Below are 18,536 nucleotides of genomic sequence, written 5' to 3' on the forward strand. Positions count from 1 at the left end.
GCGAATTCCCTCCTCTATCAATTCAAATATGTCAGTCAATTAAGCCTCCCCCCAACTTGAAAATCACTCTTTCAAATTATTCACCTCAGCACAATGCAATTGAATCTGGATGTAATGTAATAATTTTACTACGTTTATTTTTATATAAGCAAACAAGTTAAGTAAACAGAACAATTTGGCAAAATCTTTCTAATTACGTTTTAACGTGATAGTGGAGCAAGAAATGAAAATTGAACCGGTACAATGTGCTCGTGTGGCTCATACTCACCTTCCATCTGCGCATGTAATAACTGAACCGCCCACTCCGCCATACTCTGTTCATCCTGTACAATGCAGCTTACACCGGGCAATCCCGAATCGTCGAAAGAGATCATTTCGGTTACACCATCTCGTCCCAATTCATGCAGCGATGAATGCGTCAGCTCCGCTGCTTCCGCTGTTAACGCGAAGATCGCCGTCACATACGGATATTTACGCAAAAACGCACTCACATACTGCTGTGCTCCCGCTGTCCGTAAAATGTCCAACGGCACATGACAGAGCAAGTTTTTGTCAATCGAAATATGCTGATCCATATACGCATGTTCCATCCCAATTGTCCGATCCTGAATCGCTGTATTCGTATTATCCGGTGAAATAAGCGCAATATGCCGATGACCCTTTTCCAGCAAATATGATACTGTTCGATAAGCGCCCGTGAAATTATCCGACGTTACCCGATACGTCTCAATATTGCGCAAATACCGATCCATAAAAATAAACGGAAACTTGTCCAATGACAGTCGCAGCAATGATTCGCTGTACTTCTCATCCTCCGTCGGGAAGACGATCATCCCACGTACCTGCCGCGCCACGAGCATACGGATTGCCTCTGTCTCATTCACCGCCGACTCACGAGTAATGTGCAAAATAAGCTGGTACCCTGCCTGATTCGCATAATACTCTGTATAGTCCACCAGTCGCTGAATGACCCGCGTCTTCATCGTTGGAATGATCAGACCGATGACTGGTGACAATGCTACTGGATTACTCTTCAGAGGAACATTCATCTCCTCCGACAATATACCGGATATGCGTGTTCCCGGCTCCAATGAGACAAAGGTTCCTTTCCCCTGAATTCGTTTCACCCAGCCTTCTTCAGCAAGTTCAATCATCGCATTTTTGACTGTAATTTTGCTAACCTGATACTCCTCCATCATCTCTTGCTCAGATGGCACACGATCACGATAGCGTAGCTCGCCAGAGCGTATCTTCTGCTGCACATGCTGTTTGATCTGCTTGTAGAGTGGCAGTTTCTTCACATCTCTTCACCTCACTTTCTTCAACATAACAACGTCATATAACCCTTCGTAAAAACGTGTTTATCAACTACATTCCAACGTAATCGTATTCTTTTCACAAAAAAATAATAGATAATGCTGACATTATCTTACAAAATGTTAACGCTTTCAATATAAAAGTTTAACCGTAACAAAAAAATATATTTTTTATAAATTTATAACCAATTGATTATATAAATTGAAAAAATTGCGATTTATAATACGTGAATGAAGCGCTTACAAAATTACGATGGAGGTTTGTTATGAAAACAACCGGACTTCTGCTTACCCTGCTACTCGCCGGCTCCCTCACTCTGGCAGGCTGCGGCAACTCCGCTTCCCAGACCGGCTCGTCCACCAGTGATCCGAATGCCAAAATTACCTTGTCGGTCACGCATTACATGGTCGAGAAGCCCAAAGTCGACACATTCAAAAAGCTGACTGACCGCTTTACCGAGCTGCATCCGAATATTACCTTTGACGTACAGGTCATGCCGGTAGATAAGTACAATGACAATATCAAGATGAAAGTCGCTGCCGATGATCAGCCTGACATCATTTTCGGACGTCCGCAAGGCATGGTCGATATTACCAAGTCCGGTGCGTTCCTCGATCTGACCAATGAACCATTTATGAAAAAAGTAAAATCCGACTACCTGCCCAACGTTTCGTATGAAGGCAAAGTATACGGTCTGCCTATCGATCTGATGACCAACGCTGTCATCTACAACAAAGATCTATTCAAAAAAGCTGGCGTAGAAGTTCCCAAAACATACTCCGACTTGGTGCAAGCCGCCAAAACGCTGCAATCCAAAGGCATCACTCCATTCGCAGCTTCGTGGAAAGACGGCGCATCGTACATGAGCTTTATGTTCCCTGATATGTTCGGTAATCTGCTCAAAGACAATCCAGATTATCCGGGTCAAATTATGGCAGGAGACAAGAAATTTTCCGATATTCCCGGCTATCGTGACTTCCTACAACGCGTGAATGAGTTAAGCAGCTATGCCAATACCGATGCACGCGATATCGACTATGACCGCTCGCTGCAATATTTTGCTCAAGGCAAAGCGGCGATGGATATTATGGGCAGCTTCGCGATTGGAACGATTCGCAGTTACAACCCAGAAGGTAACTTCGGCGTGTTCATGTACCCAGCAACTGACAATGCGGATGAGAACGTAATGACGTACTCCACCGACGATACATGGATGATCGGCGCACATTCACAGCATCAGGATGTTGCCAAGCAGTTCTTCGAATTTATGGCTTCAGATGAAGGCGCGCAAATCTGGGCAGATGGCGTACAGACGATCAGCACCATCTCCGACGATATTAAGCCGAAGGAACAAGATCCCATTGCTAAGGAATTCCAAGATATTTTCCAAACAGGCAAAGTGATCAATAATCAGGTAAAACCACTCTGGTACGGTCAATACGATACGACGTTTGGACAGGATCTAACCTTCTTCCTAGTCTCCGATACAGCAACTCGCAGTGTAGACGAACTGCTGCAAAAGCTAGACGATGACTTCTCACGCATTAACCGGATGCGATAAGACGTTACACATTCTGCAAGACATAATGAATGATCACGGAGGTGAATGTTATGACGCATCGACTGCGGGATGAATGGGTGAAATTCTCCTTTGTCGTCCCGGCACTGCTCTTTTTCGGACTAGTCGTTGTCTTCCCGTTTGTCCGCGGTCTGAATATTGCCTTCACCAACTGGGATGGCATCGCTACTAGCTACGATTATGTTGGACTGCGGAATCTGCAATTACTGTTTACCGATCCTGAACTGCTGGCACCGGTGAAAAATACGCTATTCTTCACTATTGTAACTACACTGTGTATTAACGTGTTCGGCTTGCTGCTAGCGGTTGCGCTCAATACGCGCTTCCGCGGCGTCAATCTGCTGAAAAGCTTTATCTTCATGCCAATGGTGATCAGCCTCGTACTGGCAGCGATCATCTGGCGGTACATTTACAGCGATATCTTCCCGATTCTGTTTCAGACGAGCGGTGGACTGCTTGGTAATCCGTCCACCGTTATGCTTGGGATTGCGATCATCTGTATTTGGAAAGAAATCGGTCTGGCGATGGTAATCTATTACGCTGGGTTACAGACGATTCCGAAAGATATCTACGAATCAGCGCGTATCGATGGTGCTAGTAGTGTCAAGCAATTCAGCCGTATTACCGTGCCGTTGCTGCTGCCTGCCTTCACCTACTGTATTCCGCTCTGGATCGGCACTGGGCTGCGTCAGTTTGATTACCCGATGGTCGCTACCAAGGGCGGTCCGGGTACATCTTCCCAGACACTGGCGATGTATGTGTACAACTATGAATTTCCGTACTTCATGGCAGGTTATGGGCAGATGGCAGCACTTGTACTATTCATCTTTATCCTGATCGTTACCGTCTTCATTACTAGCTATTTCCGCAGAAAGGAAGTGGAATATTGAACTCCACCCATACCGGCGTTCCCGCCATGGCAGCGGAAGAACCACGTCCGCGCCGTTCGTGGACGCATCTGCTGCGGATTGCCATGTTGTATGTGATCGGTCTATTGTTCCTGTTCCCGTTCTACATCGCGGTCGTCTATTCAATCAAAACACCGGTCGAAACCGCACAAAGCCCGTTATCCTTTCCAACCCATATCGCTTGGTCAAACTATGCACAGGCGATTGAAGCGTCCAACTTCTTCCTCGCACTGCGCAATAGTGTACTGACCACGGTAGGCACGGTCGCGCTGACGATCGCCGTCTGCTCGATGGCAGCGTATGTCATTGCACGGAATAAGACGAAAATGTACACCTTTTTCTATTATATGTTTATGTCCAGTATCATGCTGCCGTTTCAGGTATTGATGTTCCCACTGTACAAGACGTGGAGCGAGCTGAGTCTACTGAACACGATTCCGGGTCTAATCATTGCACTAACCGGGGTGCAGATCGGGTACTTTGCCTTTCTGTATGTAGGCTTTATCAAGACCGTGCCGAAGGAATTGGAAGAATCAGCGGTACTGGATGGGGCGTCGCGATATCGGACATTTATCAGCATCATCTTCCCGCTGCTCAAGCCGATCAATTCGACTATTCTGGTGCTGAGTGCGCTTGGGGCTTGGAATGACTTTGTCGTGTCGATGATTCTGGTGCAGAAGAAGGAAGCATCGACGCTGCCGCTAGTGCAGTTCCAGTTCTTCGGGGAGTATACGTCACAAGTGAACATGGCGTTCGCTGCGATTATCCTGTCGATGATCCCGATCATGCTGTTCTATTTATTTGCGCAAAAATGGATTATCGGCGGTGTGACTGCTGGGGCTGTGAAGGGTTAGGGTTGAATCAGATAATTTCCATTGTTGAGAATAATTATAGTTTGAAAAGATGAAAAACCCTCCAGTTATACAAAATAGCTGGAGGGTTTTTACATATTTCACTATTGTTAATTGGTCATTCGCACCCCATGTGTAATAATCAATATTGATATACCATATTCCCTTGATACCAACACTGTCTTTCGTCACCATAAGTTGAGAATTTATACCAAGTCAATGTACCAATATAACCATTACCATCATTGTGCACAATTGTTCCGCATCCTTGACTGGATGATACAAGTCGAGTTACTTGATTCGTCCAATACGACTGAGCAGCAGCAAAGCCTGTAGTAGACGGAAGCAATAAGGCAAGGGACATGACAGATGCTATAATTTTCTTTTTCATTCTGTGTATCTCCTCTCATTATTGGAATCTTTGCTAATATAGCATATAATACATAAATTGTAAAATTTACAATAAAATATATTTATTTATATTTAAATAAAACGACGAAAAGCATCCTTTTTGTATGGATGCTCATCATCAAAATATCAACTATACATCAGACAAGGATGCTTTTTCGTCTATTAAACTTTTATCGATTAATCTTTCTAAAAATTCTCATTCACAATCCATTCCGCCTTCGCATCATCTGGGCGGAAATTCGTAAACACCTGATTCATCGCATGACGAATCGCTGCTTCTGGCGCGTGCTGTCCAGTCTGTTCCAGTACATCTGGTGCCGATTCTTTGCCCGGCTGGTAAAAGTGACTGACATCATGGTAATACAACTCGTCGCGCCCTTGCTTAATACGGACAGCCAGACGTGTCTTACCTAACTTCGCATGCTGCACCCAGATTTCCCATTCCCCAATAATCGTATACCGTTCTGTTACATATTCGTAATCGTCAAAAAGCTTACCCATCTCACTCATGGTCTATACCTCCATTTACAAAAATTCGTAGTTAATCATGCTCTTTTCTGAAATCTATTGGTTCATTAACCATTTATCGCCCTGACGATTACGTATTATAGTGGTGGCTGTTACACGAAGTCAAATTTCGTCCTATCCACCAGCGTGTATTGGATAACCATCATAAAAGCGCCTGTAGCGCAAATCCCACTACAGACGCCGATTTATCCATTTACTTGTCCCGACAATCAGATCAACCGTGCAATATTCCGAATATCTTCTGCCGATCCTGCTAATTGTTCCATCGAAGCTGCGATTTGCTCTGTTGCTGCTGCCTGTTGCTCACTCTGTTCAAAGCAATCCACCAATGTACTGTCCAACTTGGCAATGCTCTGCTGAATCGTTTTCAAAATCTGTTCAATGTCTTTGGCTGACGATGCGCTGGAATCCGCCATTTTGCGAATCTCGGTGGCAACTACGCCGAACCCGCTACCATGTTCGCCCGCATGTGCCGCTTCAATCGAGGCATTAATACTAAGTAGTCGCGAATTGTCTGCCACCTGTTTGATAAAACTCAACATCTCGTCCGTCTTCTTCAATTCGCCCACGATCTGACTGCCGAGTTCTTTGAGCTGTTGAATCTCCTGATTCAATTCCGTCGCTGTTGTGGCGATGCTGTCCGTTGCCGAACGTACTTCCCCCGAACTGACTGCCAGATTCTCTGCCGCTTGCGTGAGCACCTGCTGATTCTCCAAGCTTATGCCCATCGTCAGCACACCCTGCACTTTGCCGTGGTCATCCTTGAGCGGAACCGTCGTCGATTTGAAAGGAAAGCCGTATACTTCCGTTCCCACATCCGTACTCAAAAATTCCCCGTTAGTAAGTGCTCGCCGCAACCCACTCTGTTGCGGAATCGTTTGCCCTTCTTTTAGACCAATATTCAGCTTCTTACCCGGATAATAGTTCAAAAACTTCTCCGTATCCGCAAACGCAAACATCACATCCATCGGAAACAACTGCTGAATAATCGGCAGCGAAATCTGCAACGCTTCCTGTAACTTTTCAAAATCATAAACCGGCTGACGACTCAAAATGACCCACTCCTACCTATTTATATTTCAGTTACCAATTTAGCATAAGGCATGCGGCTATGCAGTGAGATCCTTCGGTGCTTCTGTATTTTATATCGGTTATTTGAAGGATGAAGTGAAAGAAATTCGACAAGTTTCTTTCTTTGGTAGAGTTAGTGTGAAAGAGCATTCTGTCCTATATGCTCTTGTTATACAATTTGATATGCTGACTGGATATATTAGTTAAATAAATTAGGCATTGTGCATGCAAGTAATGAATCTTAATCCCTATATCTATTTATTACTATACATCTATAATGAAATACATATTTTCCAATTAAAAGGAGTGATGAATATGAAAAAAAGCGTGATTTGGAATTTGGTTTTTTGCTTACTATTATCGAGTGGCATCCAAAGCAAGGTATATGCTGAAGGCGATTCTGCAATTAACACGGAAGAACAAACATCGTTATCGTCTCCTCTAATCGATACTGCCTCTGAAGATTCTACAGTATATACGGATGTCTATACTCCTCAAGCATTACCTCAAAAAACACTAGGCGAAGATGATGTAGCAACTCAGGAAAATGTTCAAAATGATGTCTATGCGAATTCTATCTATCAGCAATTAGAAGACTTTAAGATTGATACTCCGTATGGTATGGATTATTACAATAAGTTTATTTTTGTAGCCCAAGGAAAAAATGGAATATCCCGAATATCTTTGACAACAGGTAAAATCCATGTAATTGTTGGCAAAAGTGCCAATATTGATTTTCGCGCAGTAACTTTAGATAAATACGGAAATTTGTATTATACAGTACGCAGTAGTCTGCAAGTATATAAATTTATTTTTGATTCCTCGGTGCCGCTGCCCTTATCCGCTGAACAGTTTAGGAATCAAAGTATCGCTTACACCGATCCTGCTGCATACGGATACGATAGTCGAGATATACAAATTAGCAGTATTGGGTTCAGCCACGATAATCAATTATACGTTTCTCTGTTTCGTCCAGATTACGTCTATTCTGGTTTGAGACCTCAAGGATTGTTAAAATGGAATCCTTCACAGTCTCATTTTGACCCTATAATTAATGATCAAGTTTGGAGTATTAAAAGTATTGATTTTGATAGTCAAGGTAATTTGCATCTTCAATTACCAGGCGATTACAATGAACCTCCATATGAACTAGATCAACTCAGTAAGATCTCACGTAGTCAGCTGAATAACTGGCCTATCGAAAAAGAAGATATACCTCAAAGATATTTTCACTCTCCACGCAAAATTTACGGTTTAGCTGTTCTTCCTAATGGTCGAATCTATGCTTCAGACAGTACTTCTATTTTTGCTCCTTTTCCTAGTTCCAAACCCATTCTTACACTAAATGGTCAAAAATCGATCAAATTATTGCAAGGACAACCGTATAACGAATCAGGTGCTTCCATTGAAGACGAAAAATACAACAATATTCCACTCACAATAACGTATACTTTAGACGGAAAGCCTGTGGATCACTTAGATACATCTGTAATCGGTACTTATCAAATTGATTATAATGCTGTCAATCCTGATGGTTATGCCGCAGTTACCCAAACACGTACAGTTGTTATTACATTGTTACCGGCGGATTTATCTGACATTTATTTGATCGCTCCGGGCAGTATGGATGCTGATGCTACACATTTATATATTACTGATAAATATAATCAACCTGGCGAAACGGGGGGAATTTATAAAGTCTCTTTATCTAATTACCAAAAGTCTTTACTAGTTCAGACAGATCAGACGTTTAGCGCCCTCGCTGTCGATGAAAAGGAAAATTTATACTTTGCTTTACCTCATGATAGTCGGATCGGTAAAGTGAACATCCGCGATCTAGATTCGTCGGTGCCTTTAACATCCAATCAGTTTTTTGAACGTGCGGAATATGTTCAGCCTTTTGCCAATCAACCTAAATGGCAAAACCATACGATAACTGGGTTGGATTTTGACCAACATGGCAAACTTTATATTACACTACAATTAAAAGGAGGCTATGATGGTTATTCGATCCTAACACGTACAGCAGCTGCTGATTTTCTAGTGACTGGGCCTGCTGTAAATATTCCATATGATATAAAAGATATTTCATTTGGGCCTTCAGGTAATCTGCTCATTCTCGGCGCGCGTCCCGACAACTACAATTATCGGATTACTGCCTCGCAGTTACTTCACTTTTCCTCCAACATTCTCCCTGAAAAGATGGTGGGAAGTTACACAGAGTATGCGATTGTAGGGCTTGCTATTCTTTCAACAGGAGAAGTATATGTAAGTAATTCCTCTACAGATAGTACGTATTTTCCAACTCTTCTTCAAAAAATGCCTTTTAGCGAACCTGCTCTACCCAATCCTGCTCCAGTACCACCGCCGGTTATTACTATAGATCGAAATGAAGTCTCACAGTTCAAAGACGATCTGTATTACGAGCGTGGATTTACAGTTCAAGATGCTACCTATGCTGAGTCAGAGCTCACGAAAAGTATCACCTATTCTTTTCATGGTAAAACGATTCCTGCTATAGATATTCATACGGCTGGCGTATATGTTGTCCATTACAATGCTATGAATCCAGCAGGTGTATCTGCAATAGAGAAGATACGGATCGTCACTGTAAGGTCTGCTCCATACGACCTTTTTGAATGGGATATTGATGCGATCAAAGGTCTGGGGGCTAATAGCAAAGATGTATATGTAACCAGTGCATTCAATGAACAGAACCCTAATTACGGTCTGCTTAAAATCTCTCTTGCTACTATGAAAAAAACGAAACTTGCCGACCTACCTTCAGGTCAAGCCATTACAGCCAAAGAAAATGGAGATCTATTCTTTTCCCGTTATGGATTTGATAATATGTTTTACAAAACTCCAGCGAGTCAGTTCACTGAAGGAAAAGTTCTTTCGTATAGCGAGTTAATGCACGGTAGTCAGACATTTCAACCATTCAAAGACAACGATGTGAAAGGCAATACTGTAGAAATTACAGGTCTGGATTGGGATGCGGCGAACCGTTATTTGTATGTAGCTGGTTCGTTTACCAACAAAAAAACGCATAAAACCACATCTAAAGTGGTACGTTTCAAAGATAACGATATGCGAACGTACACACCAATCGCTACCTTTAACAAAGGTACTCATGATATAGAGATCAGTAGAAATGGAAATTTATACGTGATTTTGGATGGCTTCAAATTATATAAAGTCACAGCGAAGCAGTTGAATAATCGCCCGTTAACCATATCTGATTTCACAAACATAGATAATCCTTGGGGTGATGAAGCGATTGTCTTTTTACAAGATGGATACGGGTATGTCAGCAGTATGTCGAGTAGAAATAAATCTGGTTCCAGCTTTGATGTGCTACTGTGGTCTATAGATTGATGATGTGATCTATCATGAGATATAGAAAAAAGAAATTTCTACAAATGAAGTAAGTTGGTTGAATTGAAATGCCAAAAGTCCCTTGGGAGATCATCTTGTATGTAAAACAGGTGACTCTGGAGGGGCTTTTGCATATATATTAATGAATCTTAATCCCTATATCTATTTATAATTTATTATTCATATACTTTATGTATACATATTTTCCAATAAAAGGAGCGATTATGATGAAAAAAAGTGTAATCTGGAGTGTGATGATTTGCCTAATCTTCTCAGTCGGTTGGATACATCCAACTGATGCCGCAACTACTTCTACGCCTATAACAGAAAAAGGTGATTCTTCCACCGTCCTTGTATCTAATCCTGATTCTACAGTACGTACTGATGTATATACATCGCAAGAGAGTTCGAATGTTGCTTCTTTACAAGCAAATACTACGGTTAGACAGGCTGTTTATAACATAGTATTGGGTTCAATCAGCAATCCATTTGGAATCGCTTATCGAAAAAATCATGCTTATGTCGCACAAGGTGGAGAAGGAATACTTCGGATGTCTCTGACCAATAGCGATCAAAGAGAATTTGTATATGGAGAACGAGTCTACGATGATAATTATGATTTTTACGAATACAAATATATTTTTCATTCTGTAACTAATGATAGTTATGGTAATCTCTACTACAATCTAGAGAATGACAACATTATTCGCAAATTTACATTTACTGATTCTACCCCTAGTAGTATGAGTGCTCAGGAATTTTTGGATCAAAGTACAGTATATGCTGAATATGTTTCACCTGCTAATCAGAAAAAATTGATTATTAGCGGTTTGGCTTTTGATCGAGACAATCAGTTATATATTTCGGCTTATAGTGATCTTACCGTAGGTTCTACTACGACTCGAGGAATATTAAAATGGAATCATGATTCCAAACAATTTCAAATCGTGTTTAAAGATAAAGCACCTTATGCCAGTAGTATCGCTTTTGATAGTAAAGGCGATTTATATTTTAGTACTAAGTCTGATCACCCTTCCGTTATAACAGGTATCAATAAAATACCGGCTACTGCGCTTAAACATTTACCTGTCTCTATTGAACAAGTTCAGTCTTATTTTCATGACGACACGGTTATTCGTGGAATGATATTTCTTCCGGATAACCGAATATATGTGACCATTGACGAAAGTATTATAGCGCCATTCGCTGATTCTAAACCTATTGTCCGTTTGCTAGGAAGCACGGAACTAACGATATTTCAAGGAGATCCTTATACAGAGTTAGGAGCCATTGTCGACGATGAGAACTATACAAATGTTCCTATACAAATGACCTACCGTTTACATGGGAAATCTGTATCTGGTATAGACACTTCTGTAGTAGGAGAATATGTAATTACCTATTTTGCAGTAAATCCAGATGGTGTTCAATCATACTATTGGAACCGCTATGTTACAGTCAATCCTCTGCCTTCCGATTTAGCAAGCTTAGGTCTAAAAAATCCTCAACATATGGATTATGCTAACGGATCTATTTATATTATGAATAAACCGGGGTATGATCCTTACGGCGAATCTCAAAAGTCTGGTATTTATAAAGTATCTCTAGATCATTATAGATCTACATTAATGATTGAGACAGATGCTTTAGATGGGTCATTTGCTTTTGATCAGCAGGGGAATTTTTATTTTGCTACCAATTATGAGATTGGCAAATTAGATGCCCGCTATCTAAATACTTCTACACCTATAACTTCGGAAGAACTTTTCGCCAAAGCGGAATATTTTCAGCCTTTTCGTAATGATTTAGATTATCATGTGATAACCGGACTGGATTTTGATAAAGAAGGCAAATTGTATATTACAGCGAACATAAATAAAAAAGGTTCCGATAGCCCTTTTTCTATTCTCGCAACAACCACAGCGACTGATCTATTAGTGACTGAACCTAGAATAGAACTTCCTTTTGCAGTTAACGATATATCGTGGGCGCCGTCGGGCAATCTGATCCTACTGGGCAAAGATGCTCATTATCGACTTACAGCATCACAGTTACTTGACCTTTCTTCGGGTGCTCTAGCTCAGCCTATACCTAATACGTCTACACACATTGGCATTGTTATTTTGCCATCAGGAGATGTGTATGCTAGTGGTTCTACTAACAATGATTCTGAAGCGACTATTCAAAACATGTCCTATAACGAGTCAGCTTCTAATCCTCCGATTCCTACAAGTGCCTATCATTTAGAAGATTTTTATATTCCTAATGCTTATGGAATGGACTATCATAATGGTTACGTCTATCTCGCTCAAGGAAAAATGGGAATATCCAGAGTATCATTAGCTAACTGGAAATTAACACCGATTGTTTCGAGAATCGCATCAGACGCATCATATGCTGCGATTATTTCAGTTGCTTTGGATTCAGCAGGTAATCTTTATTACACAACGACCTCAACAAGCGATGAAGTCACACTTGTAAAAAGAATAGCCGCAGCAGATATTCCTTCGGCTCCTATAAGCATGACTGAACTAGCTCAGCTGAGTACTGACTATGCATCGTTTCCTTTCAGGTCATTTAGTAGTCTTGCGATTGACCCGAAAGATCAGTTGTATATAGCACAATACAATGATTTAGATCATCCAAGTGGGATTTTTAAATGGAATCCAGATTCCAAACAATGGGTATCTATGTTTAAAGAGTCCCTTAAAGGTATTGAGTATATTGAATTTGATATCAAAGGTAATTTGTATTTTTATACACGCAACAATGATATTCAAAAATCTATTTCAGCAGGTATCTATAAAATTCCGGCTGATCATCTGAACCGTACGTTGCCATTATCATTTAATCAAATCAGTTTATATCGAAGTGAAGATCATACCATTTCAGATAGTCAAAGCTTGATGTTTTTACCAAACGGTTTATCTTACGTATCTGATGCAAAGGCGATTACACGTCTTTTTCCAGCATCTAAGCCTATTATTTCTATAGATCATACAGAAGTTTCATTATTTCAAGATGATTTGTACTACGAACGTGGATTTACAGTCAGTGATGCTACTTATACTACCTTTGAGAAAAGTATCACTTATTCTCTAAATGGTACAATCATCCCTGAAATCGACATTCATACGCCAGGAGAATATACCGTTCACTACAACGCGGTCAATCCTGCGGGAGTGACTGCACTTGAAAAGACAAGAATAGTCACAGTATATCCTACACCTACAGCGATCAACCAATGGGATGTTGATGCAATCAAAGGTATGGGCGCTAATAGTAAAGATCTGTATCTAACGAGTGCATTCAGTGAGCAGAATCCGAACTATGGCTTGCTCAAAATCTCGACTTCGACTTTTAAGAAAACGAAGATTGCTGATCTGCCTTCGGGACAGGCTGTTACAGCGAATGAGAAAGGAGATATTTTCTTCTCACGTACAGGTTTTGACAATATGTTTTATAAAATTCCGGCTAATCGATTAACAGAAGGAACTATTCTATCTCACAGTGATCTTATGCGTAAAAGCCAGACATTCAAACCATTTACGGATGAAGAAGTGAAAGGAAATACAGTGGAAATCACTGGTCTGGATTGGGATGAGAAGAATGCTACCTTATATGTAGCAGGTGCGTTCACCAATAAAAAAACGCATAAAACGATATCTAAAATTGTACGGTTAAAAGGGACGTATTTGCAGAGTTCTACACTGGTGGCTACCTTGCAGACAGGGACACATGATATCGAAGTGAGTAAATATGGGAATTTGTATGTGGTTGTCGATGGATTCCAACTATACCAAGCAACTGCTGCTCAGTTAAGTCAGCAGCTACCTCTAACCCTGAATCAATTCAAAACGATAGATAGTTATGGAGATGGAGCGGTCGTCTTTTTACAAGATGGACAGGGATATGTCAGCAGTATGTTTAATAGAAAGAACTATGGCTACAGTCTGAGTCGACTTTCACAGAAAGACTAATTTTCTATTTTATGTAGATGATTCTTTATATCATAGATAGAACACCCTCCGGGTTACACGAAAAAAGACATTTTATATCCTAGATGTCTTCGTGCAAACCGGAGGTTTTTTGTGTCTAAATCATTATTTAAATTAGGTATTGTGCATGCAAGTAATGAAACTTAGTCTATATATCTAGACGTATATGCACCGCTGGAGAGTAGCTATCGATTCGTCACAATCGCAATCCTATGTTAGCAGAATCGTATGTAAATAATTTATACATACTGGGATAGAGAGTCATTGGGAGTCGCTTATAAGAAAGGAAATGCTTATATAGCAAAGGAAGGAGAAGCAATATACAGAGTTTCTTTAAAAAAGAATAGAGACACACTTCCTCCTGCTAATCAATAAAACCTACTGTAATTAGTGTTATGGTTTTTGATCGGAACAATCAGCTATATTTTTCGGCTTATGGTACTTTTACAATAGGCTCTACGACAACACTAGAATTATTAAAATAGAACAATGATTCTAAACAATGCTTGCTGTTCGTTATCAAAGATTCCAACAGTAAATGCAGATTCAATGGTGACATCTCCAGCGTAGGCGGATATGACAATTGTATTGTCTGAGGTTTCGACAGTAAGCGCGATGGCTTGGATGAAGATTTTTTGATTTTGACTGATGATCCACATATGTAAAATACTCCTCTCGTAAGTAGGTAGGAGAGGAGTATAGATTAAAGCTTTTAAATTGGTAATATAATAAATAATTTACATTTTATATAAAATAGAAACATAATGATTCTGATTTAGGCAGTAATACCTCAAAGTTTATAATGGAAATAGTATAAGATTACAGCTCTCAAATATGCTTAAATAAAAACCTCTTCTGCTCCATTCTCTCCTAATACTATTTTTATAGTATATTGTTCCCACACAAATAGAGAATTTTTTGTGTTATATTTTACTATCTGATTTGATTGGAAAGCTTCTATCAGTTCGTAACGAAAACGAGATACTCCTAATTTTAGATATCTTTCTAATTTTGGTGGGAGAGTATTCAAGCCGCTAAATTTAATAATAAATTCATCTGAGAAAACACATCATAATTAATTTCGAAAATATCAACAATACTTTCATTTTCTACTTTGATTACCGTTAGATTTTTTTCAAAAAAATTAAGAATTAAATTATTTTCTTTTGTATTGATAGTATATTCGGAATCACATAAGTTATGAATTGATTTATAAAGATTTTGTGTAAATAGTTGGCAGTAAGCTTCAACAGCAGAATATTCAATTCTATAGCTCATTGTCACCGCCCTCTTATTTTACTCTATTAATTTCATTTCTTCAGTAATTTTATCAGTAGACAAAACCTGATATATAGCAAGTTCTATATCTAAAGCTTTGTGTAAAACTTTTCGATCTATATCCTCTTTCTCAACAACTTCAAGACTTAAAGCTTCAAATAGACCTTTGTAAAATAAATCTCTCGAGTTATTAATCCGCTGTTCATTGATTCTATATTTTTCATGCAGATATAATAAAGTTTCAATATCAATAAATATAGGTTTTGTATCATAATCTTCATCAAGTTGATCGTAGAAGTATCTTTTCATTGTTTCAAAATTATTCTCATTGAAATTATTACTTATAAAAATATGCCCAGACAATTGATGCTTATCACTAAATTTTTGTATATAATCGTTCTCATTTAAAGTTTTTACATATTCTACTGCTTTTCTTTGCTCATCCCTGCCCAAGTCATACCCTTGTTTTGTCTTACTCAGTTTACAATCATAAGAAAAAATTTTATTACACAAATTTCCGGATTTATAAAAAGAGATAGTGAAAATCCCCTCAGGTACTGGCTTACCTGATAAATCCTTACCCCATTTTTCTGCATTCGGGAAAATATCGTTTAATAAAGCAAATGTATCGTCTTCAAATTGTGCAGGAGTGTATATTTTATTTACGATCGATTCGCGACTTATACCTTTAAGCGATAGAGCAGCTTCATTGGCAGCAGTAGAGAGATAGCTTTTTGACCTAACTTTTATTCTTTTTGATATTTCTTCAAAGTATTCATCGAACATTTGTTCGTGTAAATACATTTTACCAAAATTCACTGCTTCCATGCAACTATACAAATTGTAATCAATTTGATACTCCGCTTGTCGAATTAATATTAGCAAAGTTGGTTTTAGTAATTTATTAAGCTTCTTTAGAACACTTTTGTGTAAAGATTTATCAATAACAATCAATTGCAGTTTCTCTTTACTATCTTTGTTCTCAAAATGTAAGCAATTAAATTTATGCTTTGCTATTTCTATCTCATTTTCTCTAGAATAACTCCATTTATTTATATTAGATCTGATTTTTGATTTTAATTTCTTGCAACATTTTGATTGATCAATTTCTATCAATTCATTACTTCTAGTTAATATTTCTTCAGCATCACAAATAGAACATGTAGAAGGTATTTCGATTCCTTCTACTATAGGATGATCAATGTTACATTCTTTACAAAAATAATAATTATCTGTCTTTTTTCTTAGTATTTCATCTTCTTGAAGTTGAGAAATAATGGATTGTTCAAATGTATTTAAATTTTTAAAATTTAAACTTCTCATCAAATAATCGACTTTATCTGCCTTTCCTTCAATAAATGCTTCATTAGATATTTCAGTATAAAGAGGTACTCCGAATTTATCATAAAATTTATCATTTATAGATTCTTTACTGGTAGTATCTAAATTACTATCGTCCATAGAAAATAAAATATTACCATTATCTAACATAGTAGATTTAATACTTCGATTTCCAAAACTAGATTTAAAATAGATAGAATCCAAATCTTTTAGACTTCCAATATCTATAGTACCGTTAGCGTGTGCTTCTTCTATTGCAGGCCAGATATTTGTATAATTCAATTCAAATGTTATTTGAGGAGATCCTTTTAAAGAACTATTTCTAAATTTGATCTTATATACTATAAAATCGTCTACCTCATTGCCAGAAGCAGTCACTGAATCACCTTTCACAATACTTTGAATAAATGTTTCTTTGAGATATTCTGTAAAAACCTCTCTATTAACTTTTGATAAACTTCCTAGTGTTTTTTCAAAATAAATAACTAAGGCCTTTTCTTCTGCTAGGGAAGTTTTTATTTCTAATGTGTTGTTATTCGTATCAATCATGAACAATATTGGGCTTACTTCCCTATTTCGAGGTGCCGAAACAAAATCCGGTTTAGAAGTGTCATTAATTTGTTTGTACATCAATCCATATATTTTATTGGTATCTATACAATAAGAAAACACTCTATACAAATTATTTTGACCTGTATTTTGAAACAATGTATCACATAACGTATCTCTGTATGTTTTTTCTCCTACAATTTTCTTAGATTTTTGGGAATCCACTTTATTATCAAATTTATATATATTTCCTGATGATTTGCTTTCCCAAAAATGCAAAGTAAATATTTCTATTAAATGTGAGCGATCTAATTTGAACATTTGTACAAGCATTGCAATAGATGTAACCTTCAATCTTATAGCATCCATTTTTAAAGTACTGTAATACCTTATGATTGTTCGCTTTTTTCGTGCACTAAAATCATAAAGTAAAAGAAAAACTTTTCTTTCAGTTATGTCTATTTGTAAAAATTTATTTTTTAACGTGGTCAATTCATCTTCAGGTTTTATACTATATATCTTGCATAATTCTTGTAACTCTTTGCTCCGAAGTGTTTTTAATATTGCTTCTATTCTTTTGTTTATTAAAATGGGTTCCGTTTCTAAAATAGCATCACTTTTCACACCCATCTCTCTCCAAAAACTTGTATTATTTAAATCAATTGTAGTATCTAAAAACATTTCATTTAATGGATTTAATAGTTTCATGTCTTCCTCCATATTTTACATAGAATTATTAATTTATTTTTATTTCTTCACTCTCAAAATCATCTCCACCAACTCATCTCGCCCAATCAACCGCACATTATTAGACAACGCCAAATTCCTCGCTTGCTGCGTATAACCGCTATTCGTCACAACCCATCCAGACGATGCTTTATAGTGAGCAATCGCTCCATGTACCTCTTGCACAGCCTTCAACCCAACATTCTTGCTATACCGTTTCGCCTGCACTACGATCTTCTCGCCATTTCGACTAATCACCAGATCGGCACCATAATCACCTTGAGCACGAGTTGCATTTGCTTTGTATCCTTGCAATCGGAACAGCTGCTCCAGATACTTTTCAAACTGAATGCCATCCATCTTGTCAATCTGTGCAATGCCTGAACGTCGTAACCGAGCAACTTTGGCTTCATGAATGACATAAGCAATTGCGACTATCACGATCAGAGCAATGATAGCGATAACGCCTGCTGCCATTATACTTTTTGTGAAATACAGAGTTCCTGTCCCAATCATCACGACTAACAAACCCATTGCATTGAATGTTTCTTGCTGCTGTTTCTTCTTGCTTTTTCTACGTACCATTTCTGCTTCCCCTTTT

General features: G+C 38.6%; 13 protein-coding genes. 5 read left to right on the plus strand and 8 right to left on the minus strand.

The window, feature by feature from the left end; genetic code table 11:
* Positions 1 to 200: 200 nt before the first annotated feature.
* Entirely contained in the window at positions 201 to 1,301 is a 1,101-nt protein-coding gene (locus ACDE64_RS13960) for a GntR family transcriptional regulator (RefSeq protein ID WP_411342743.1), read from the minus strand.
* Positions 1,302 to 1,582: 281 nt separating this feature from the next.
* Between ACDE64_RS13960 and ACDE64_RS13965 the strand changes: the two genes are divergently transcribed.
* The 3 genes from ACDE64_RS13965 to ACDE64_RS13975 are packed head-to-tail and all read left to right on the plus strand — an operon-like array spanning position 1,583 to position 4,658.
* Positions 1,583 to 2,878 carry an ABC transporter substrate-binding protein gene (locus tag ACDE64_RS13965; protein ID WP_411347217.1) on the plus strand — a complete coding sequence of 432 codons (1,296 nt, stop codon included), beginning with the start codon at positions 1,583 to 1,585 and terminating at the stop codon, positions 2,876 to 2,878.
* 50 nt (positions 2,879 to 2,928) lie between these two features.
* Entirely contained in the window at positions 2,929 to 3,786 is an 858-nt protein-coding gene (locus ACDE64_RS13970) for a carbohydrate ABC transporter permease (protein WP_411342745.1), read from the plus strand.
* Positions 3,783 to 4,658, plus strand: coding sequence for a carbohydrate ABC transporter permease (locus tag ACDE64_RS13975; RefSeq protein ID WP_411342746.1), 876 nt, complete (start codon positions 3,783 to 3,785; stop codon positions 4,656 to 4,658). The genes ACDE64_RS13970 and ACDE64_RS13975 overlap by 4 nt, the downstream gene beginning before the upstream one ends.
* A 139-nt stretch (positions 4,659 to 4,797) precedes the next feature.
* Here ACDE64_RS13975 and ACDE64_RS13980 read toward each other — a convergent pair whose 3' ends face one another.
* From ACDE64_RS13980 to ACDE64_RS13990, 3 genes are all read right to left on the minus strand, one after another.
* Positions 4,798 to 5,046, minus strand: coding sequence for a hypothetical protein (locus ACDE64_RS13980; protein WP_411347218.1), 249 nt, complete (start codon positions 5,044 to 5,046; stop codon positions 4,798 to 4,800).
* A gap of 206 nt (positions 5,047 to 5,252) precedes the next feature.
* Positions 5,253 to 5,576 (minus strand): hypothetical protein, encoded by a 324-nt coding sequence (locus tag ACDE64_RS13985; RefSeq protein ID WP_411342749.1) that lies wholly within the window; start codon positions 5,574 to 5,576, stop codon positions 5,253 to 5,255.
* A gap of 227 nt (positions 5,577 to 5,803) precedes the next feature.
* The gene (locus ACDE64_RS13990) at positions 5,804 to 6,646 is read right to left on the minus strand and encodes a methyl-accepting chemotaxis protein (RefSeq protein WP_411342750.1); all 843 of its coding nucleotides are present in this window, start codon (positions 6,644 to 6,646) and stop codon (positions 5,804 to 5,806) included.
* A gap of 334 nt (positions 6,647 to 6,980) precedes the next feature.
* Here ACDE64_RS13990 and ACDE64_RS13995 point away from each other — a divergent pair, with 334 nt between their 5' ends.
* A complete protein-coding gene (locus ACDE64_RS13995; RefSeq protein WP_411347219.1) occupies positions 6,981 to 10,043 on the plus strand; it encodes an immunoglobulin-like domain-containing protein in 3,063 nt (1,020 codons plus the stop codon).
* A 224-nt stretch (positions 10,044 to 10,267) separates the two neighbouring features.
* Positions 10,268 to 14,023, plus strand: coding sequence for a hypothetical protein (locus ACDE64_RS14000; RefSeq protein ID WP_411347220.1), 3,756 nt, complete (start codon positions 10,268 to 10,270; stop codon positions 14,021 to 14,023).
* Between the two features lie 494 nt (positions 14,024 to 14,517).
* Here the strand turns inward: ACDE64_RS14000 and ACDE64_RS14005 are convergent, their stop codons facing one another.
* The 4 genes from ACDE64_RS14005 to ACDE64_RS14020 form a co-directional block, all read right to left on the minus strand.
* The gene (locus ACDE64_RS14005; RefSeq protein ID WP_411347221.1) at positions 14,518 to 14,700 is read right to left on the minus strand and encodes a hypothetical protein; all 183 of its coding nucleotides are present in this window, start codon (positions 14,698 to 14,700) and stop codon (positions 14,518 to 14,520) included.
* Positions 14,701 to 15,067: 367 nt separating this feature from the next.
* Positions 15,068 to 15,319, minus strand: a complete 252-nt coding sequence (locus tag ACDE64_RS14010; RefSeq protein ID WP_411347222.1) for a hypothetical protein — start codon at positions 15,317 to 15,319, stop codon at positions 15,068 to 15,070.
* Between the two features lie 18 nt (positions 15,320 to 15,337).
* The gene (locus tag ACDE64_RS14015; protein WP_411347223.1) at positions 15,338 to 17,917 is read right to left on the minus strand and encodes a hypothetical protein; all 2,580 of its coding nucleotides are present in this window, start codon (positions 17,915 to 17,917) and stop codon (positions 15,338 to 15,340) included.
* 39 nt (positions 17,918 to 17,956) lie between these two features.
* Complete coding sequence (locus ACDE64_RS14020; protein WP_411347224.1) at positions 17,957 to 18,520, minus strand: restriction endonuclease; 564 nt, start codon at positions 18,518 to 18,520, stop codon at positions 17,957 to 17,959.
* Between the last annotated feature and the right edge of the window lie 16 nt (positions 18,521 to 18,536).

The organism is Paenibacillus sp. WLX2291 (assembly GCF_046603665.1).
GTDB lineage: Bacteria > Bacillota > Bacilli > Paenibacillales > Paenibacillaceae > Saccharibacillus.